This window comes from Bradyrhizobium genomosp. III (assembly GCF_000261705.1).
Taxonomy (GTDB): domain Bacteria; phylum Pseudomonadota; class Alphaproteobacteria; order Rhizobiales; family Xanthobacteraceae; genus Bradyrhizobium; species Bradyrhizobium ottawaense.
Window position 1 is genome coordinate 1 of record NZ_AJQF01000068.1, and the last position, 19,870, is coordinate 19,870.

At 66.3% G+C, this 19,870-nt stretch carries 14 protein-coding genes; 5 read left to right on the plus strand and 9 right to left on the minus strand.

The genetic code is table 11. The features are described from left to right. The 4 genes from IC66_RS0106755 to IC66_RS0106770 form a co-directional block, all read left to right on the plus strand. Positions 1-848: PDZ domain-containing protein (locus IC66_RS0106755; RefSeq protein ID WP_038947104.1), on the plus strand; the 848-nt coding region annotated here is incomplete at its 5' end. 274 nt (positions 849-1,122) lie between these two features. Then, positions 1,123-1,803 carry a response regulator transcription factor gene (locus IC66_RS0106760; protein ID WP_038947105.1) on the plus strand — a complete coding sequence of 227 codons (681 nt, stop codon included), beginning with the start codon at positions 1,123-1,125 and terminating at the stop codon, positions 1,801-1,803. Then, positions 1,787-3,247, plus strand: a complete 1,461-nt coding sequence (locus IC66_RS0106765; protein ID WP_028143013.1) for a sensor histidine kinase — start codon at positions 1,787-1,789, stop codon at positions 3,245-3,247. Before IC66_RS0106760 ends, IC66_RS0106765 begins: the two co-directional genes overlap by 17 nt. Beyond that, entirely contained in the window at positions 3,244-6,228 is a 2,985-nt protein-coding gene (locus tag IC66_RS0106770) for a bifunctional [glutamine synthetase] adenylyltransferase/[glutamine synthetase]-adenylyl-L-tyrosine phosphorylase (protein ID WP_038947106.1), read from the plus strand. The genes IC66_RS0106765 and IC66_RS0106770 overlap by 4 nt, the downstream gene beginning before the upstream one ends. On the opposite strand, the gene IC66_RS0106775 is transcribed toward IC66_RS0106770, so the two are convergent. From IC66_RS0106775 to IC66_RS0106795, 5 genes are read right to left on the minus strand one after another with little or no spacing between them, the layout of a single operon-like run. Beyond that, positions 6,188-6,418 carry a formate dehydrogenase subunit delta gene (locus IC66_RS0106775; protein WP_028143015.1) on the minus strand — a complete coding sequence of 77 codons (231 nt, stop codon included), beginning with the start codon at positions 6,416-6,418 and terminating at the stop codon, positions 6,188-6,190. The genes IC66_RS0106770 and IC66_RS0106775 overlap by 41 nt on opposite strands. Further along, positions 6,408-7,235 carry a formate dehydrogenase accessory sulfurtransferase FdhD gene (gene fdhD, locus IC66_RS0106780; protein WP_038947107.1) on the minus strand — a complete coding sequence of 276 codons (828 nt, stop codon included), beginning with the start codon at positions 7,233-7,235 and terminating at the stop codon, positions 6,408-6,410. Before fdhD ends, IC66_RS0106775 begins: the two co-directional genes overlap by 11 nt. A 4-nt stretch (positions 7,236-7,239) precedes the next feature. Continuing rightward, positions 7,240-10,113 carry a formate dehydrogenase subunit alpha gene (gene fdhF / locus IC66_RS0106785; protein WP_038947108.1) on the minus strand — a complete coding sequence of 958 codons (2,874 nt, stop codon included), beginning with the start codon at positions 10,111-10,113 and terminating at the stop codon, positions 7,240-7,242. Positions 10,114-10,123: 10 nt separating this feature from the next. After that, entirely contained in the window at positions 10,124-11,680 is a 1,557-nt protein-coding gene (locus tag IC66_RS0106790) for a formate dehydrogenase beta subunit (RefSeq protein WP_038947109.1), read from the minus strand. After that, positions 11,677-12,153 (minus strand): formate dehydrogenase subunit gamma, encoded by a 477-nt coding sequence (locus IC66_RS0106795; protein WP_028143019.1) that lies wholly within the window; start codon positions 12,151-12,153, stop codon positions 11,677-11,679. The genes IC66_RS0106790 and IC66_RS0106795 overlap by 4 nt, the downstream gene beginning before the upstream one ends. Positions 12,154-12,377: 224 nt before the next feature. Here IC66_RS0106795 and IC66_RS0106800 point away from each other — a divergent pair, with 224 nt between their 5' ends. Next, on the plus strand, positions 12,378-13,271 hold the full coding sequence (locus tag IC66_RS0106800) for a LysR family transcriptional regulator (RefSeq protein WP_028143020.1): 894 nt from the start codon (positions 12,378-12,380) through the stop codon (positions 13,269-13,271). A 3-nt stretch (positions 13,272-13,274) separates the two neighbouring features. Here IC66_RS0106800 and IC66_RS0106805 read toward each other — a convergent pair whose 3' ends face one another. The 4 genes from IC66_RS0106805 to IC66_RS0106820 form a co-directional block, all read right to left on the minus strand. After that, complete coding sequence (locus IC66_RS0106805; protein ID WP_028143021.1) at positions 13,275-15,605, minus strand: PAS domain-containing sensor histidine kinase; 2,331 nt, start codon at positions 15,603-15,605, stop codon at positions 13,275-13,277. A gap of 226 nt (positions 15,606-15,831) precedes the next feature. Next, positions 15,832-17,205 (minus strand): cation-efflux pump, encoded by a 1,374-nt coding sequence (locus IC66_RS0106810; protein ID WP_028143022.1) that lies wholly within the window; start codon positions 17,203-17,205, stop codon positions 15,832-15,834. Between the two features lie 203 nt (positions 17,206-17,408). Next, a complete protein-coding gene (locus tag IC66_RS0106815; protein ID WP_028143023.1) occupies positions 17,409-18,377 on the minus strand; it encodes a quinone oxidoreductase family protein in 969 nt (322 codons plus the stop codon). Positions 18,378-18,402: 25 nt separating this feature from the next. Then, positions 18,403-19,398, minus strand: a complete 996-nt coding sequence (locus IC66_RS0106820) for an NAD(P)H-dependent flavin oxidoreductase (RefSeq protein WP_028143024.1) — start codon at positions 19,396-19,398, stop codon at positions 18,403-18,405. Positions 19,399-19,870: the final 472 nt, after the last annotated feature.

Below are 19,870 nucleotides of genomic sequence, written 5' to 3' on the forward strand. Positions count from 1 at the left end.
ACGGTCCGTATGACGATTTCATCCAGATCGACGCGCCCGTGAACAAGGGCAATTCCGGCGGTCCCGCTTTCGACACCAACGGCGAGGTGATGGGCGTCAACACCGCGATCTACTCGCCCTCCGGCGGCAGCGTCGGCATCGCGTTCTCGATTCCGGCGAGCACCGTCAAGAGCGTGGTCGCCCAGCTCAAGGACAAGGGCTCGGTCAGCCGCGGCTGGATCGGTGTGCAGATTCAGCCTGTCACCTCCGACATCGCCGACAGCCTCGGCATGAAGAAGGCCGAAGGCGCGCTGGTGGCGGAGCCTCAGGCCAACGGTCCGGCCGCGAAGGCCGGCATCGAGTCCGGTGACGTGATCACCGCGGTCAACGGCGAGTCCGTCAAGGACGCCCGCGAGCTTGCCCGGACCATCGGTGGCATGGCGCCCGGCGCGACCGTGAAGCTCAACGTGCTGCACAAGGGCCAGGACAAGGTCGTGAACATGACGCTCGGCCAGCTGCCGAATACGGTCGAGGCCAAGGCCGACAACGACAATGATAGCGGCAAGGGTGCGAGCAAGGGCACCGACGTGCCCAAGCTCGGCATGACCGTTGCCCCCGCCAATTCGGTGGCCGGCGCCGGCAAGGAAGGCGTCGTGGTCACCGAGGTCGATCCGAAGAGCGCCGCGGCCGAGCGCGGTTTCAAGGAAGGCGACGTGATTCTCGAAGTCGGCGGCAAGAGCGTGGCCACCGCCGGCGAAGTCCGCGACGCCATCAACATGGCGCGGACCGACAACAAGAACAGCGTCCTGATGCGCGTGAAGAGCGGCGGCCAGTCGCGCTTCGTCGCGGTGCCCCTCGCCAAGGGCTGAGGCTTCAGGAGGCCTACGAGATGAAGGGTGTCGCCGGCATCAGTCGCCCCCGCCGACGGCGCCCTTCGGGGAAGCAGCGCAACGTTCGCTTCCCCTCTCTACCTTCCGGTGGAATTACGCCCCCCTCCGTCGGAAGGCCTAGGGCGGTGAGGTCCCCCCAGCTTCACCGCCCGCCTTTTTCTCGATGCCAGAGTCTCCCACTCGGCTTGCATGCGATTGCCGCTCGCGCCATGTTTAGAGAAGGTTGACCTCCTTGACCGCCGCCGAACGCACGATGCGCCTCCTCATCATTGAAGACGACCGCGAATCCGCCGACTACCTCGTGAAGGCGTTTCGCGAGGTCGGACACATTGCCGACCACGCCGCCGACGGCGAGGAAGGCCTCGCCATGGCCGAGAACGGCGATTACGACGTGCTGGTGGTCGACCGCATGCTGCCCAAGCGCGACGGCCTGTCGCTGATCGGTGCGCTGCGCGACCAGGACAACACCACGCCGGTGCTGATTTTGTCCGCGCTCGGACAGGTCGACGACCGCATCAAGGGCCTGCGCGCCGGCGGCGACGACTATCTGCCAAAGCCCTATTCCTTCGCCGAGCTGCTGGCCCGGGTCGAGGTGCTGTCGCGCCGCCGCGGGGGACCTGCCGAGGACACGCTCTACCGCGTCGGCGATCTCGAGCTCGACCGGCTCTCCCACCGCGTCGCCCGCGGCAAGGACGAGCTGACGCTGCAGCCGCGCGAATTCCGCCTGCTCGAATATCTGATGAAGCATGCCGGCCAGGTGGTGACGCGCACCATGCTGCTCGAGAACGTCTGGGACTATCATTTCGATCCGCAGACCAACGTGATCGACGTGCACATTTCGCGGCTGCGCTCCAAGATCGACAAGGGCTTCGAGCGGCCGCTGCTGCACACGATCCGCGGCGCCGGGTACATGATCCGTGACGGCATTCGGTAAACTCGTCCGCACCACGGCGTTCCGGCTGACGCTGGTCTATCTGCTGCTGTTCGCGATGTTCGCGGCCTCGCTGCTGGCCTATTTCGCCTGGAATACGCGGCGGTTGATCACCGAGGAGATCACGCAGACGGTCAATGCCGAGACCTCGGAGATCTCCGAGATCTACGGCCGCCGGGGGCTGCGCGGCCTCGTGCTCGCGATCGAGTATCGGGCGCTGCGCCCGGGCGCCAACCTCTATCTCGTGACCACGCCGACCGGGCAGGCGATCGCCGGCAATGTCGGCTCGCTGGCACCCGGTGTGATGGCGACCCGCGGCTGGTCGGAGACGGCCTACCGGCGCATCGAGGACGCCGATGATCGCGACCATCGTGCGCTCGTGCGCGTCACCGAACTCGAGAACGGCTTCCGGCTTCTGATCGGCCGCGACCTCGCCGAGCGGCGTCGCCTGTTCGGCATCGTCGCCAAGGCGGCGCAATGGTCGATCCTGATCGTCGTCGTGCTCGGTCTCGGCGGCGGCATCTTCGTCGCGCGCCGCGTGCTCCGGCGCATCGACGCGATGACCGGGACCGCGCAGCGCATCATGACCGGGGACCTCAGCGGGCGTCTTCCCGTGGGGCGTAGCGGCGACGAGCTCGACCGCCTCGCGGAAAACCTCAATGCCATGCTGGAGCGGATCGAGGCGCTGATGGCTGGCTTGAAGGAGGTCTCCGACAACATCGCCCACGACCTCAAGACGCCGCTGACGCGCTTGCGCAACCGCGCCGAGGAGGCGCTGGCGAAATCGGGCTGCGAAGCCGATTACCGCGCGGCGCTGGAGCGGACCATCGAGGAATCAGACGGTCTGATCCGCACCTTCAACGCGCTGCTGATGATCGCGCGCGCGGAGTCCGGGCAGGCGCGCGGCAACATGGATGATTTCGATGCGGCCGATGTCGCAAACGGCATCCACGAGCTCTACGAGCCACTGGCCGAGGACGACGGCATGACCTTGAAGGTCAGGTGCGAGCCGACACCGGTTCACGCCAATCGCGAGTTGATCAGCCAGGCGCTCGCCAATCTTGTCGAGAATGCGATCAAATACGGCAAGCCGGTCGCACAGACCGGTGGAACCGTGGTCAGCATGGATGCGAGGCCGATCACGATCGAGGCCAAACGCGACGGCGACAAGGTGCTGCTCAGCGTCACCGATCGCGGTCCCGGCATCCCCGAAGCCGATCGCGCGCATGCTGTCGAACGATTCGTTCGCCTGGAAGCGAGCCGCACGCTGCCGGGCTCGGGCCTTGGTCTCAGCCTCGCCTCTGCTGTTGCGACATTGCACGGCGGTGAGTTGAAATTGGGCGATGCCCAGCCCGGTCTCGTCGCCACGCTGGTGCTGCCCGCGCGCGCCGGGGCCGGCGACAGGGTTGCTCCGCCAATACCGGATGTGCCACAGAAGGTGGCATGAACCACTCCGCGCCGGGAAACGCGGACAAGCATGGTGAGAGGCTGGCCGCGCGCTTCGCGGAGGCTCCCCATATTGCCGCTTCCACAACCGACGAACGACGTCTTGAAAGCTGGCTGTCCGAGCTCGAGCCGGCCCAATCGGCGCGTCTCGAAACGCTGCTGGCGCATCCCTTTGCGCAGGATATCCTGGCAGGTATCGCGGAATTCTCGCCCTATCTGTTCGATCTGGTGCGCGCCGATGCCTTGCGCCTGATCCGGTTGCTCGAATGTGATCCGGATGCGCATCTGACGGCTCTGATCGCGGAGGCGAGGGGGGCGGTGCTCGCGGCCTCTGACGAGGGCGAGGTGATGGGGCTGCTTCGCCGCATGAAGGCCGAGGCCGCGCTCCTGACCGCCTTGTGCGACATCGGCGGGGTCTGGCCGGTGATGCGGGTGACGGCAGCGCTCACGGACGTCGCGGTGTCCTCGGTGCAGGCGGCGCTCCAGTACCTGCTGCGGCAGGAAGCCGCACGTGGCAAGCTCACGCCGCCCAATCCCGAGGCGCCCGAGGAAGGCTGCGGGCTGATCGTGCTCGCCATGGGCAAGATGGGCGCGGGCGAGCTGAACTATTCCAGCGACATCGATCTCATCGTGTTCTTCGATCCTGATGCCACGACGCTCGCGCCCGATATCGAGCCGCAGCCGTTCTTCGTCCGGGTCACGCAGGGGATGGCGCGCATCCTGCAGCAGCGCACCTATGACGGCTATGTGTTCCGCGTCGATCTGCGCCTGCGTCCCGATCCATCCTCGACGCAGGTCGCGATCTCCAGGGACGCCGCGCTGAACTATTATGAGCGGGAAGGGCGCACCTGGGAGCGCGCCGCGATGATCAAGGCGCGCGCCTGCGCCGGCGATGCCAAAGCGGGTGAAGCATTGCTGGCCGAGATCGCGCCTTTCGTCTGGCGCAAGCATCTCGACTTCGCCGCGCTCGCCGACGTCCACGACATGAAGCGGCAGATGCAGACCTATCGCGGCCAGAGCGAGGTCGCGGTGGAAGGGCATAATGTCAAGGTCGGTCGCGGCGGCATCCGCGAGATCGAGTTCTTCGCGCAGACCCAGCAATTGATCGCCGGCGGCCGCCATCCGGAATTGCGGGTGCGGCCGACGCTCAGGGCGCTCGACATTCTCGCGTCCAGGAACTGGATCACCCCTGCTGCGCGCGACGAGTTGACCATTGCGTATGAATTCCTGCGCCGGGTCGAGCATCGCCTCCAGATGATCGCCGACGAGCAGACCCACGCGCTGCCCGAAGACAAGGACGCGGTCGAGCGTTTTGCGCGCTTCTTCGGCTATACGGATCGCGAGGCCTTCGCGGGCGAGCTGCTGCGGCAGCTCAAGATCGTGCAGGGGCACTACGAAAAGCTGTTCGAAGGCGACGATCCGACCGGCACGGCCAGGCTGCCCGCGCTCGACTACAGCGCAGGCCCCGACGATCCGCGCCTGCTCCAGCATCTGGCGACGCTCGGGTTCAAGAAGCCGGCCGCCGTCGCGCAGACGGTGCGCGACTGGATCACCGGCGACTACCGCGTGTTCCGCAATGAGGCGACGCGCAGCGCCTTCGTCGAGTTCGTGCCGGCCCTGATCGAGGGCCTCGCCCATGCCGAGGAGCCGGATCGCGCCGTCGTGGCGTTCGATCAATTCCTTGGGGCGCTCCAGCGCGGTGGCCGGCTGATCACGCTGCTCGGCCAGAACCGCGAGCTCGTCGCGCTGGTGGCGCTGGTGCTCGGCGCTGCGCCGCGGCTCGGCGAGATGCTGGCGCGGCAGCCGCAGCTCATGGATGGCCTGATCGATCCGCGCTTCTTCGGCGCCATGCCGGACAGGCAGGAATTGTCGGGACGGTTAGCTGCGACCGTGCAGGATGCTGGCTCATACGAAGAGTTCCTCGATCGCCTGCGCCTGTTCGGGCAGGAGAGCCTGTTCCTGATCGGCACGCGCATCCTCTCCGGCACCGTGTCGGCGCAGCAGGCCAGCACGGCCTTTGCCGATGTCGCCGAAGGCATCGTCCACACCGTGCACGGCCTCGTTGCCGACCGCTTCGCGGCCCAGCATGGCCGGATCAAGGGACAGGAGACCGCGATCATCGCGATGGGCCGGCTCGGCAGCCGCGAGATGACGGCCTCGTCCGATCTCGACCTGATCCTGCTCTACGATTTCGACAGCGACAATCCGGACTCGGACGGACCGAAATCGCTGCAGGGCGCGCACTACTTCGCGCGCTTCACGCAGCGGCTGATCAGCGCGTTCACGACGCGCACCAATTACGGCGTGCTCTACGAGATCGACATGCGGCTGCGTCCTTCAGGCCGCGCCGGTCCCGTCGCCTCGAGCCTGGTCTCATTCGCGGATTACCAGGCCAACGAGGCCTGGACCTGGGAGCATATGGCGCTGACGCGGGCGCGCGTGGTGTCGGCTTCGCCCGAATTCCGGGAACGGATCGAGCGCGTCATTCGCGACGTCCTGACCCGTCGCCGCGATTCCGCCATCACCGCCAACGACGTCGCCGACATGCGGCGCGCCATCGCCCAGGAGAAGGGCGAGGCCGATTGCTGGGACCTCAAACATGCCGCCGGCGGCATGGTCGACATCGACTTCATCGCGCAATATCTGCAGCTCGTGCACGCTCACGACAAGCCGGAGATCCTCGACGTCAGCACGATGCAGGTGCTGGACAATGCATGCAGGCTCGGCGTCCTTCCGCAATCGGAGACCGAGATCTTGCGCGCCGCGGTGCGGCTCTATCACGACCTGACGCAGATCCTGCGGCTTTGCGTCAGCGACCGCTTCAAGCCTGAAACCGCCGGCACCGATCTGCAGCGTGTGATGGCGCGCGCCGGCGACGCGCCGGATTTCTCGTCGCTGGAGGCGCGTGTGAAGGAGACCCAGAGCGAGGTGCGGCGCGTGTTCAGGGCGCTGCTGGAAGGGACGTCGCCTTCAGCGAGCTGAGCGCCTGGCGGACGTCAGGCTCCAGGCCCGCGCCGCCGGCGTCGAGATGGGCGAAGATCGCGCGCTTCATCCGAGGATCCCAGAACTTCTTGATGTGCTCGGCAATCCCCGGCACGGCCTTGCCGTGGCCCTGGCTCTCGAAGAACTTGCCGATCTGGTTGGCCATGTAGATCAGGCGGTCAGGCGACATCGGCAACCTCCGTGGCATGGCGAGCGGCGACCCGGTCACCATGCGAAAACACTTCGAACCCGTCCTGGCGGGCAATGGCGATCAGCGTGATGCCTGCGGCTTCCGCGGTGCGCACCGCGAGCGCGGTCGGCGCGGACACCGCGACCATCACCGGCGCGCCGATCGCGGCGGCCTTCTGCACCATCTCGACCGAGACGCGGCTCGTCAGCAGCACCATGCCGCCGCGCGTATCCGTGCGGCTGCGCGCCAGCGCGCCCGCGAGCTTGTCCAGCGCATTGTGGCGGCCGACATCCTCGCGCAGCGCGACGATGTGGCCGGTAGTAGACCAGAACGCGGCGGCGTGAACCGCGCGGGTCTGCAGATTGATCGATTGCAGCGGCGCGATCGCCTGCATCGCCGCCATGATCTGCTCGGGCGTGAAGCTCTGCCCCTGCGGCACGACCGCCGCCGGGCGCACGGCTTCCGCGATGGACTCGATACCGCAGATGCCGCAGCCGGTGGGCCCCGCGACGTGGCGACGGCGCTCGCTGATGAGTGCCGCATCTTCAGACGTTAGCCACATCCTGAGCTCGATGCCGTCGTCGAGGCGAACGACGTCGAGCGATTTGATGTCATCGACCGACTTGATGATGCCTTCGCTCAGGCTGAAGCCGACGGCAAAATCTTCCAGGTTCTGCGGCGTCCCCATCATGACGGCATAGGTGCCGCCATTATAGGTCAGCGCCAGCGGCGTCTCCTCCGGAATGAACCGCGTTCCTTCGGACGCGACGCCGTTGCGCCAGATTCCGCGATCAATCGCCTGGACAGCTACATGCATGCGGTTACTCCGCTGCCTCGGCTGGCGCAATGCGGCGGGACTGCCGCGCCTGCGCGTCATAGGCCTTCTGCCAGTCGGACGGGCCGTTCGAGGGCGAGACCTCGACCGCCGTGACCTTGTATTCGGGGCAGTTGGTCGCCCAGTCCGAATAGTCGGTCGTGATGACGTTGGCCTGGGTGTCCGGGTGATGGAAGGTGGTGTAGACGACGCCGGGCGCCACGCGATCGGTGATCTCCGCACGCAGCGTGGTCTCGCCGGCGCGGCTCTTCAGCCGCACCCAGTCGCCGTCGCGCACGCCGCGCTGTTCGGCATCGTGCGGATGGATCTCGAGACGATCCTCGGCGTGCCAGACCACGTTCTCGGTGCGCCGCGTCTGCGCGCCGACATTGTACTGGCTGAGGATGCGGCCCGTGGTGAGCAGCAGCGGATAGCGCGGGCCGGTACGCTCGTCGGTGGCCACATATTCGGTGACGACGAACTTGCCCTTGCCGCGTACGAAGCCGTTGATATGCATCACCGGCGTACCCTCCGGCGCCTTCTCGTTGCAAGGCCACTGCACCGAACCAAGCTCGTCGAGCTTGGCGTAGGAGACGCCAGCGAAGGTCGGCGTCAGCGCCGCGATCTCGTCCATGATCTCGGATGGGTGGCTGTAGTTCATCTCGAAGCCCATCGCCCTGGCAAGGCCGATGGTGACCTCCCAGTCGGCCATGCCGTTCTTCGGCGTCATCACCTTGCGCACGCGCTGGATGCGGCGCTCGGCGTTGGTGAAGGTGCCGTCCTTCTCGAGGAAGCTCGAGCCGGGCAGGAAGACGTGGGCGTAGTTCGCGGTCTCGTTGAGGAAGAGGTCGTGGACGATGACGCATTCCATCGCGGACAGTGCAGCCACAACGTGCTTGGTGTTGGGATCGGACTGGAGGATGTCCTCGCCCTGCACGTAGATCCCCATGAACGTGCCTTCGACCGCGGCATCGAACATGTTGGGAATGCGCAGGCCCGGCTCGGGGTTGAGCTTGACGTTCCACAGCGCCTCGAACTGGTCGCGCACCGCGTCACCGGAGATGTGGCGGTAGCCGGGCAGCTCGTGCGGGAACGAGCCCATGTCGCAGGAGCCCTGCACGTTGTTCTGGCCGCGCAGCGGGTTCACGCCGACGCCGGGACGGCCGATATTGCCAGTGACCATCGCAAGATTCGCGATCGCGATCACGGTGGTCGAGCCCTGGCTGTGCTCGGTGACGCCGAGGCCGTAATAGATCGCTCCGTTGCCGCCGGTGGCGTAGGTGCGCGCGGCTTCGCGCAGATCCTTCGGGTTGACGCCGGTAAGGATCGCGGTGGCTTCCGGGCTGTTCTTGGGCTGCGCGACGAACGCCGCCCACTCCTCGAACTCGCTCCAGTCGCAACGTTCGCGCACGAAGGCTTCGTTGACGAGGCCTTCGGTGACGATGACATGCGCCAGCGCGGTCATGACCGCGACGTTGGTGCCCGGCATCAGGGGCAGGTGCAGCGCCTTCACATGCGGCGATTCCACCATCTCGGTGCGGCGCGGATCGATCACGATCAGCTTGGCACCCTGGCGCAACCGCTTCTTCAGGCGGGACGCGAACACGGGATGAGCGGAGGCCGGATTGGCACCGATCACGAGGACGACGTCGGTGTCCTCGACCGAGTCGAAATCCTGCGTGCCGGCGGAGGTGCCGAAGGTGGTGGCGAGGCCGTAGCCGGTCGGCGAGTGGCAGACGCGGGCGCAGGTGTCGACATTGTTGTTGCCGAAGCCGGCGCGGATCAGCTTCTGCACCAGATAGGTCTCTTCGTTGGTGCAGCGGGACGAGGTGATGCCGCCGATGGCATCGCGGCCGTATGTCTTCTGGATGCCGCGCATCTTGGCGGCCGCGAACGAGAACGCCTCGTCCCAGGACACTTCGCGCCAGGGATCCTCGATCCGTTCGCGGATCATCGGATTGAGGATGCGTTCGCCGTGGTTGGTGTAGCCCCAGGCGAAGCGGCCCTTGACGCAGGAATGGCCGCGATTGGCCTTGCCGTCCTTGTAGGGCACCATGCGCACGACTTCCTCGCCGCGCATCTCGGCCTTGAAGGTGCAGCCGACGCCGCAATAGGCGCAGGTGGTGACGACGGAGTGCTCGGGCTGGCCGATCTCGATCACCGACTTTTCGGTCAGCGTTGCAGTCGGGCAGGCCTGCACGCAGGCGCCGCAGGAGACGCATTCGGAGCCGAGGAAGCTCTCGCTCATGCCCGGCGAGACGCGGCTGTCGAAGCCGCGGCCGGAGATAGTCAGCGCGAAGGTGCCTTGCACCTCCTCGCAGGCGCGGACGCAGCGCGAGCAGACGATGCACTTGGAGGGATCGTAGGTGAAATAGGGGTTGGACTCGTCCTTGGGCATCCAATTGTCGTTGGAGCAGCCGCGCGATTTGGCGAAGACGTGGTTCTCGCCGTCATAGCCGTAGCGCACGTCGCGCAGGCCGACCGCGCCCGCCATGTCCTGCAACTCGCAATCGCCGTTGGCGCCGCAGGTGAGGCAGTCGAGCGGATGGTCGGAGATGTAGAGCTCCATCACACCCTTGCGCAGCTTCTTCAGCCGCTCGCTCTGGGTGTGCACGACGAGGCCGGGCATCACCGGCGTGGTGCAGGAGGCAGGCGTTCCGGCGCGGCCCTCGATCTCGACGAGACAGAGACGGCAGGAGCCGTAGGCGTCAACCATGTCGGTCGCGCAGAGTTTTGGGATCTGGTGACCCGCGTCCATCGCGGCCCGCATGATCGAGGTGCCCTCGGGCACCGTGACCTCATTGCCGTCGATGGTCAGCGTCACCATCGTTTCCGATTTGGAAGCCGGCGTGCCGAAGTCGATTTCTTCGATCAGAGACATTGTCGTTCTCCTATTCCGCGGCTTGGAGCGTGGTCGGTGCGGGTGCGAAATCTTCCCGGAAGTGCTTCAATGCGCTGAGCACGGGGTAGGGCGTGAAGCCGCCGAGCGCGCAGAGCGAGCCGAATTTCATGGTGTTGCAGAGGTCTTCGACCAGCGCGAGGTTTTCGTTGACGCGCTCGCCGTTGATGATCTTCTCGATGGTCTCGACGCCGCGGGTCGAGCCGATCCGGCACGGCGTGCACTTGCCGCAGGATTCGACGGCGCAGAACTCCATCGCGAAGCGCGCTTGCTTGCGCATGTCGACGCTGTCGTCGAACACGACGATACCGCCATGGCCGATCAGGCCATCGCGCGCGGCGAAGGCCTCGTAGTCGAATGGCGTGTCGAACAGGGCACGAGGGAAATAGGCGCCGAGCGGACCGCCGACCTGCACGGCGCGGACCGGCCGGCCCGTGAACGTGCCGCCGCCGATGTCGTCGACGAGCTCGCCGAGCGTCACGCCGAAGGCGGTCTCGAACAGCCCGCCCTGGCGGATGTTGCCGGCAAGCTGGATCGGCATCGTGCCGCGCGAACGGCCCATGCCGTAATCCGCGTAGGCCTTGGCGCCTTCGGCGAGGATGAAGGGGACGGCCGCGAACGACAACACGTTGTTGATGACGGTCGGCTTGCCGAACAGGCCGTGATGCGCCGGCAGCGGAGGTTTTGCACGCACGATGCCGCGGCGGCCTTCGAGGCTCTCCAGCAGCGAAGTTTCCTCGCCGCAGACATAGGCGCCAGCGCCGACCCGCACTTCGAGGTCGAAGCTGTGGATGGATCCGCCGATCTTGTCGCCGAGATAACCGCCTCGCTTGGCAGTCCGGATCGCAGCGTTCATCGCTTCCACCGCATGCGGATATTCGCTGCGGATGTAGATGTAGCCCTTTGTCGCGCCGACGGTGATGCCGGCGATGGTCATGCCCTCGATCACCAGGAAGGGATCACCTTCCATGATCATGCGGTCGGCGAAGGTGCCGCTGTCGCCCTCGTCGGCGTTGCAGACGATGAACTTGCGGTCGGCCTTGGCCTGCGTGACCGTCTTCCATTTGATGCCGGTCGGAAAGCCGGCCCCGCCGCGGCCGCGCAAGCCCGACGCCGTGACTTCGTTGAGGATCGCATCCGTGCCGAGCGACAGTGCCCGCTCCAGCCCCTTGTAGCCACCATGGGCGCGGTAGTCGTCGAGCGAGCGCGGATCGATCACGCCGCAGCGGGCGAAGGTGAGGCGGGTCTGACGCTTCAGCCAGGGGAGCTCTTCGGTCGCACCCAGCCGCAACAGATGCGGCGTGTTGCTCGCGAGCGCGTCGAGCAGGGACGGCACATCGGCTTCAGTGACCGGGCCGAACGCGATGCGGCCTTGCGGCGTCGCTACCTCGACCAGCGGCTCCAGCCAGTACATACCGCGCGAGCCGGTCCTGACGATCTCGATCGCCACGCCGCGCCTGGCTGCAGCCTGCTCCAGCGCCAGAGCAACTTCGTCGGCACCGACGGCAATCGCGCCGGCGTCGCGTGAGACGAACAGACGCAAGCTCATCGCTGTGCCTCCACAATCAACGCATCGAGGCGCTTCTGATCGAGCCTGCCGATGAGGCGGCCGTCGAGCATGGCGGACGGTGCGGTCGCACACAGGCCGAGGCAGTAGATCGGCTCCAGCGTGACGCGATCGTCGGCCGTGGTATTGCCGAGTGACACGCCGAGCTTTGCTTCTGCGCGCGCCGCCAATGCATCGCCGCCCGCGGCCTGGCAGGCTTCCGCGCGGCAGAGCTTCAGCACGTGGCGGCCGGCCGGCTTGTGGCGGAAATCATGATAGAACGTGAATACGCCGTGGACCTCGGCGCGCGACAGGTTGAGCGCTTGCGCCACCATGGGAATGGCCGCCTCCGGCACGTAGCCGAACGCCTCTTGCAGCGCGTGCAGGATGACCAGCGTCGCGCCCTCCCGGTTGGCGTGTTCGGCGATGATCTCGGCGCCGCGCGTCTCGTTCCAAGGCTCAAAAACCGCTGTCATTCTTCGTTCTCAACCTGAGCGTTTCCTCGGTGCAAACTAGTTGGAATCATTCGCAGATCAATAAAGCTGTCCCGTGCTGCGATTGCGAATTCGGATCGATTTGCAACCGCAATCGACCGATGCGAATTGGTAATGAAAGTTGTATCGGCTGCCGGTTTTTGCGTGTTGCTGCAGGCCCGGCGTGCTAGCTTGCATGCCACGATGGAATCCGAGGGGACGACCGGTTGATCGACAAGCTTGAACTATTGCTGGCGCTGGCGAAGGAGCGGCATTTCGGACGCGCGGCGGAGGTCTGCGGCGTGACGCAACCGACTATGTCGACCGGGCTCAAGCAGCTCGAGGAGATCCTAGGCGTGATGCTGGTGCAGCGCGGGTCCCGTTTCCAGGGGTTCACTCCCGAAGGTGAGCGGGCGCTGGACTGGGCGCGGCGGATCGTCGGCGATGCCCGCGCGATGCGCGACGAGATCAACGGGTTGAAGCATCAGCTCTCCGGCGAGATCCGCATCGCCGCGATCCCGACCGTGCTCGGCATGGTCGCAGCGCTGACGACGCCGTTTCGCGCCCGGCATCCCGAGGTGCGCTTCCGTATCCAGTCCACCACCTCGTCCGAGGTGCTGGGGCTGCTCGAAAATCTCGAGGTCGATGCGGGGCTGACCTATATCGAGAACGAGCCAATCGGCAAGGTGCGCACCATTCCGCTCTACAATGAGAGCTACCGTCTTCTGACTGCGCCGGACGGCATGTTCGGCGACCGCGAGACGGTGACATGGACCGAGGTCGGGCAGGTTCCGCTGTGCCTGCTGACGCCGGACATGCAGAACCGCCGCATCATCGATCGCGCCTTACGCTCCGTCGGCGCGGAGGCGACGCCGACGCTGACCTCGAATTCGCTGCTGGTGCTGTTCACGCATGTGAAGACGGGACGCTGGGCGAGCGTGATGCCGGCCAAGCTCGCCGAGACGCTCGGCCTGTCCGACACGGTGCGCTCGATCCCGATCACCGATCCCGACGTCAATTACAGCATCGGCATGGTGATCCCGCAGCGCGATCCGATGACGCCGCTGATCGCGGCGCTGGTCAATGTCGCGAGGGAAGTCGCGCCGTCGCTGCAGCTGTAGGGATCACGCTGCCGCCGATATCCCGGACGCCGCCTTGATCGCGTCGCGTGGCAAGGTCACGCGCACGACGGTGCCGACCTCGAGCTTGGAGCGCAGCCGCATCGAGCCGCCATGGAGCTGCGCCAGCGAGCGGGCGATCGCGAGGCCGAGGCCCGAGCCGTGATAGGTCTTGGTGAGCTGGCTCTCCACCTGCTCGAACGGGCGGCCGAGCCGCGCCAGCGAATGCGGCGCGATACCGATGCCGGTGTCGGCGATCATCAGCACGATCCGGTCGTCGAGCTGCCGGCTGCGCACCACGATGCGTCCGCCGTCCGGCGTGAACTTCACCGCGTTGGAGAGCAGGTTGACGATGATCTGCTTGGTGGCGCGGCGGTCGGCGACGACGGAGATGGATTTTGCGATGTCGGCGTCGAGCGTCAGGTGCTTGTCCTGGGCACGGCCGGTGACGACCCGCAAGGATTCCGCGAGCGTCTGCGCCAGGTCGAGCTCTTCCATGTCGAGCTTCATGCGGCCTGCCTCGATCTTGGACATGTCGAGGATGTCGTTGATGACCTCGAGCAGATAGTGGCCACTGGTCAGGATGTCCTGGCAATATTCCTGGTACTTTTCGCTGCCGAGCTCGCCGAACATGCCCGAGCCCATGATCTCGGAGAAGCCGATGATGGCATTCAGCGGCGTGCGCAGCTCGTGGCTCATATTGGCGAGGAACTTCGACTTGGTCTGGTTGGCTTCCTCGGCGCGGGTCTTCTCGCGCTGGTACTTCTCGGCGAGGTCGGCAAGCTCGACCGCCTGGCGCTCCAGCGCCGCCTGGGAGCGCTTCAGGTCGATGACGGTGGCGCGCAGGCGCAGATCGTTGTCGACCAGCTTCTGCTCGTGCTCCTTGATGCGGGTAATGTCGGTGCCGACCGAGACGTAGCCGCCGTCCTTGGTGCGGCGCTCGCTGATGTGCAGCCAGCTGCCGTCGTCGAGCTGCGCTTCGAAGGTGCGCGCGCCGGGGCCTTGGGCGGCGGTCTCGTTGTGGCGGGTGCGCACCTCCGGCATGCGGCCGACTTCGAGCACGGTCTCGTAGGAGGTGCCGGGGATCACGGCGGTGTCGGGCAGCTTGTGCAGGCGCTGGAAGTGCGAGTTGCAGAGCACGAGGCGGTCGCTCGCGTCCCACAGCACGAAGGCCTCCGGAATTGTCTCGATCGCGTCGCGCAGGCGGAGGTCGGCTTCCACCGTCCTCTCGGCGAGGCTCTTCTGCTCGGTGATGTCGACGGCGATCCCGATCAGGTGCACGCTGGAATCGGTCGCCCCGCGCGTCTTCTCGCAGCGGACGCGGAGCCAGATCCAGTGGCCGTCGACATGCTGCATGCGGAAGGTCTGGTCGATGTGGTCGATCTTCTCGGAGATGAGCTGGTCGGCGATCGCGAACAGGTCGATGTCGTCGGATTTCACCAGCGCGTTGACCTCGCCGAAGGTGAGGAGCTCGTTGCGGCCGTCGAGGCCCAGCATCGAGAACATCGATTGCGACCAGAATATCCGGCCGCGCGACAGGTCCCAGTCCCACAGCCCGCAACGGCCGCGGTTGAGGGCGGTGTCGATCCGGCCGCGCACGGCGTCGTTGATGAGGTCGCCTTCGCGGGCGCGGGTGGACTGCCAGTGGAAGGCGAAGCCCAGGATCAGGACGACGAATCCGGTCGTCGCCGACAGCGTCACCGAGAGCGCGGCGTCCGAGCCCCAGATCGGCTCGTTGCGCTCCTGGATCACGGTGATGAAGCCGGGCAGCGACTTGATCTGCCGCGAGGTCGCCATCGCGGCGTTGCCGCTCGGCAGCGTCATGTCGGAGACGTTGCCGTCGCGCGTCGGCGCCGCGAGCAATTGTGCGGTCGTGATGGCATCGAGCAGGCGGTCGTTGCCGGAAGGGTCACTGTCGACCGGGACGCGGGCGAGGAGACGGCGATCGACGCCGGCCGAGGTGACGATGACGTGGCGGCCCGAGGCCGTGCCCCAGGACGGGATCATATCCGGCAACAGCGCCGGCAGGCTCTCGATGTTCTTGAGCCGCTCCTGTCGCGCCGAGGTGAGGCGGTCGATGCGTTCGGCGAGCAGGTCGGCCAGCGCCGAGATGTCGTGCCGGATCACCAGCCGCTTCTGACGCGTCTGATCGACGACCTGCACGAACGCGCCGAGGCAGATCGTGATCAGGAACGCGATGATGAGCGTCGGCACGGCGCGACGAAGCGCCGGCTCTGCAATCAAGAGCCGATGATAGGCAGGTTTCGCGATCGATTGCGCCAATCCCTTGATCGAATCGGATTGGACGCACGCGTTCGCGGCGTCTGCACGCGACATGCCTTTGGCCCCCTAAAAACCTGCTTGCAACTGAAGTTCGGAGGCAGCCCCACATCGCTTCCGAATCACAGCGATTTGAATCCAGTTTTCGCGGGGTGTCGAGAGTCAATGAATCGTTAACGCGTAATTATTCTTATCCAATGCGCAGTTTGCGTAGCGCGCGTCCGCAAACGCACGGGCGCGAGGAGTCCGAAACGAGAACGTGCGACTCCTCGCGCGCTCCCAGTCACGCACGCGGCGGTTCGGCGTGGCTGATCACGCGCTTCACGCTCGGGAACGCGCGCCGCAGCGCGCGCTCGATGGCGTCGACGTGCTCGTGCACCTTGATCACGCTCATCGACGGCGCGGCGCGGCAGTGGAAATTGACGATCTCGCCGGCGTCGGTGTTGCGGACGCGCACATTATGGATGTCGTGGATCTCGCTGCCGGCGGCGTATTCAGTCAGCGCGGCGGCGATGGCCTGGACGCGTTCCGGCGCGGCATCGACCCCGAACGGCAGTTCCGGCTCCAGCGGCTCGATATGGACGTCGACCTCGACGTCGGCGCCGAACTCCTCCTGGATGTTGCGCTCCAGCGTGTTGGCGACGTCATGGGCTGCCTCTAACTGCATGGCGGCGTCGACCTCGAGGTCGATGCTGACGATCAGCTTGCCGCCGAGATCGTGCACCGTGACGTGGTGGACGGCGAGGCCCGAATTGTGCGCGATCACCATGATGCGGTCGCGCACGGTCTCGTTGTCGCGGGCGACGGGGACGGCGGTGAAGGTGAGGTCGGCATCGCCGAATGCCTTGTCCACGGCGGCCTGCGCGCTGCGCTTGATCTCCTCGACGCGGTCGATCGGATAGGTCCGCGGCACCTTGGCGATGGTGTCGATGAACGTGGTCGCGCCGACCATGCGCACGCGCAGCCGCTCGACGTCGATCACGCCCGGGACGCTGCGGATCGCGGCCGTGGCCTTCTCCTGCGCACCCTGCGGGGCGCGGTCGACCAGCGTCTGCACGGTCGAGCCGGCCATGCGCAGGCCGAGCAGGGCGATCATCACGGCAACCGCGGCGGCAGCGGCCGCGTCGCCCCACCAGAAGCCGAGGGCGGCGAGGATCAGGCCGATGATCACGGCGAACGAGCCCATCACGTCGGAGGCGAAATGCAGCGCGTCGGCGGCGAGCGCCTGGCTCCTGGTCTCGCGCGCGGCGCGGTGCAGGGCGCGGGCGCGCCAGAGATTGACGACGATGTCGATCACCAGCACGACGAACGGCACGGCCGAAATGGTCGGCGGCGGGGTTCCCTCGCGCAGCCGGCTGTAGGCCTCGACCAGGATGCCGCCGGCAAGCACGTAGAGCAGGGCGGTCACACCGAGCGCCGAGACGCTCTCCAGCTTGCCGTGGCCGTAATGGTGCTCCTCGTCGGCCGGCTTGTCGGACACCCGCACCACAGCCCAGGTGATGATGGTCGCGACCAGGTCGATCGAGGAGTGCAGGGCCTCGGAGATCAGCGCGAGCGAGCCGATCGCGATGCCGACCGCGAACTTGGCCGCCGCCATGCCGCCGCTGGCGAAGATGGAGATCGCGGCGACCGAGGTTTTGCTGTGCTGGGAGGTCATGGCGGGGGATTTAGCAGCCTAGCGCGGGACATCAAGTGATGATCCACAGGAGTAGTCGCTAGTGATTTGCAGGAGCAATCCGCGTCGTGCCTAGTCTCGTAGGGTGGGCAAAGGCGCAAAGCGCCGTGCCCACCATTCGTCAGTGATGGATACAGATCGTGGGCACGCTTCGCTTTGCCCACCCTACGGGACCGCGGTATCCCTCACACCGTCACCACGATCTTCCCCAGGTGCTTGTTCGCCTCCATGTGGTCGAACGCCTTGTCGATGTCGTCGAACGCGAACACCTTGTCGATCGGCAGCTGCAGTTTTCGCGATTCCACCGCGCCCCAGATGTCCTTCCTGACCTCCTCGAAGATCTCGCGGACCTCTTCGATGGTGCGGGTGCGGAAGGTGACGCCGACATAGTCGATGCGGCGCGCGGCATGTAGGTCGAAGTTGAAATCGGCATGGGTGCCGCCGAGCCGGCCGACATTGACGATGCGGCCCTTCACCTTGGTCGCGGCGAGGTTCTGGCTCGCCACCTTGCCCGAGACCTGGTCGACGATGAGGTCGACGCCTTCACCGTTCGTCGCCTTCAGGACCTCCTCGACCCATTTCGGATCGGAGCTGTCGACGGCGAGGTCGGCGCCGTACTCCTTCAGCCGGCCGCGGCGCGTGGCATCGGTCGAGGAGCCGATCACGAGCTTTGCGCCCTTGAGTTTTGCAATCTGCATCGCCATCAGGCCGACACCAGAGCTGGCGCCCTGGATCAGCACGCTCTGGCCCGCCTGCACGCCGCCGACGGTGACGACGGCGTTGTGCATGGTCGCGAGCGCGACGGGGAGGGTGGCGGCTTCCTCGAAGTTCATGTTCGAGGGCGCGCGGAACAGCCGGCCGTGATCGGCGAGGGTGTACTCGGCAAACGCAGCGCCGCCCGAGCCCATGATGCGGTCGCCGATCTTCACGCCCTGGGCATCCGGTCCGAGCTCGGCGACCTCGCCGGCCCATTCCATGCCGAGCACGGTGCCGGCGCCGCCGGCCGCGCCGTGGGCGTGCCCCTTGCGCATGCCGGTGTCGGCGCGGTTGAGCCCGCAGGCGCGGACGCGCACCAGCACCTGCGTGCCCTTCGGTTTTGGTTGCGCGACGTCGGAAATCCTAGCGCCCTCAGGGCCGTAGACGTAAGCCTTCATGGATTGCTCTCGCTTCTTGCGGTGATTATTCGGCGGCTTCGCGTTGCGGCTGAACGATCATGCCTTCGAGCCGGCTGCGGATGATCGCTTCCGCTTCGCGCACGATGCGGGAGATGAGTTCGGCGCAGGTCGGGATGTCCTGGATCAGGCCCTGCACCTGGCCGGCCGACCAGATGCCTTCGTCGGAGTTCCCGGTCGCATAGACCATCTTGCCGCGGGCACCCGCGACCAGCTCGCGGATGTCCTCGAACTTGGCGCCTTCCTTTTCCATCGCGACGACCTTGGTCGAGATCTCGTTCCTGGCGACGCGCGAGGTGTTGCGCATGGTGCGGAAGATCAGCTCGGTCTCGCGCTCGTCATTGGCGACGATCTTCTCCTTGATGAGCTGGTGGATCGGGCTCTCCCTGGTCGCCATGAAGCGCGTGCCCATGTTGATGCCGTCGGCGCCCAGCGCCAGCGCTGCGACGAGGCCCCGGGCATCGGCAAAGCCGCCCGAGGCGATCATCGGGATCTTGATCTTGTTGGCGGCGGCGGGGATCAGGATCAGGCCGGGCGTGTCGTCCTCGCCGGGATGGCCGGCGCATTCGAAGCCGTCGATCGAGATGGCGTCGACGCCCATGCGTTCGGCCGAGAGCGCGTGGCGGACGCTGGTGCATTTGTGCACGACCTTGACGCCGTGCTTCCTGAACTCATCGACATGCTCCTGGGGCTTGTTGCCGGCGGTCTCGACCACCTTGATGCCGCTCTCGATGATGGCCGCGCGGTATTCGGCATAAGGCGGCGGCTTGATCGCGGGCAGGATGGTGAGGTTGACGCCGAACGGCTTGTCGGTGAGGTCGCGGCAGCGCGCGATCTCCTTGGTCAGGTCCTCCGGCGTCGGCTGGGTCAGCGCCGTGATGAAGCCGAGCGCGCCGGCATTGGCAACGGCGGCGACCAGCTCGGCGCGGCCGACCCATTGCATGCCGCCCTGGACGATCGGGTGCTCGACGCCGACGAGTTTCGTGAACCGTGTCTGCAACATGCTGTGTTTCCCCCTGGATGGCCCGCAGGCTCTGTTGTCGGTGATGGCGGAAGGATGCCGCCGGGGGTGGTAAAAGTCTATCAGCGGGGCGTGCGGTGGGGGCGGGGCGAGCATGCAGGGAGAGGGAGGATTCCGTGGCGCGGATAATCCTGGGGCTCGTGTCCCGGATGTGCTGCAACGTCCTTCACGTTGCGGCGCAGAGCGGGACCCATGCTCAGCGAGGGCTCTGAAAGATGGGCCCCGGCTCTGCAGCGCACCGTCGAAGGGACGCTGCGCTGCGTCCGGGGCACGGATAACCTCGATCCGGTTCTTCAAACACTAGACACACCTTCGCCCTCTCGCGGCATCTCCGCCCGAGTTTTGCGTCGTCGCGTTGCCCTCATGAAAGACAAGGGCGCAGGGAAGGCCGGGCGCCGGCTGGCACCCGTAAGTCCGTGCGCTACGAAGATGCACACGGGGTGGACCACAGGTG

Bases quoted from the DNA above. Each gene is read 5' to 3' on its own strand.
- IC66_RS0106760 (WP_038947105.1), top strand. From the start codon at position 1,123: ATGCGCCTCCTCATCATTGAAGACGACCGCGAATCCGCCGACTACCTC.
- IC66_RS0106770 (WP_038947106.1), top strand. From the start codon at position 3,244: ATGAACCACTCCGCGCCGGGAAACGCGGACAAGCATGGTGAGAGGCTG.
- IC66_RS0106775 (WP_028143015.1), bottom strand. From the start codon at position 6,418: ATGTCGCCTGACCGCCTGATCTACATGGCCAACCAGATCGGCAAGTTC.
- fdhD (WP_038947107.1), bottom strand. From the start codon at position 7,235: ATGCATGTAGCTGTCCAGGCGATTGATCGCGGAATCTGGCGCAACGGC.
- fdhF (WP_038947108.1), bottom strand. From the start codon at position 10,113: ATGTCTCTGATCGAAGAAATCGACTTCGGCACGCCGGCTTCCAAATCG.
- IC66_RS0106790 (WP_038947109.1), bottom strand. From the start codon at position 11,680: ATGAGCTTGCGTCTGTTCGTCTCACGCGACGCCGGCGCGATTGCCGTC.
- IC66_RS0106795 (WP_028143019.1), bottom strand. From the start codon at position 12,153: ATGACAGCGGTTTTTGAGCCTTGGAACGAGACGCGCGGCGCCGAGATC.
- IC66_RS0106805 (WP_028143021.1), bottom strand. From the start codon at position 15,605: ATGTCGCGTGCAGACGCCGCGAACGCGTGCGTCCAATCCGATTCGATC.
- IC66_RS0106810 (WP_028143022.1), bottom strand. From the start codon at position 17,205: ATGACCTCCCAGCACAGCAAAACCTCGGTCGCCGCGATCTCCATCTTC.
- IC66_RS0106815 (WP_028143023.1), bottom strand. From the start codon at position 18,377: ATGAAGGCTTACGTCTACGGCCCTGAGGGCGCTAGGATTTCCGACGTC.
- IC66_RS0106820 (WP_028143024.1), bottom strand. From the start codon at position 19,398: ATGTTGCAGACACGGTTCACGAAACTCGTCGGCGTCGAGCACCCGATC.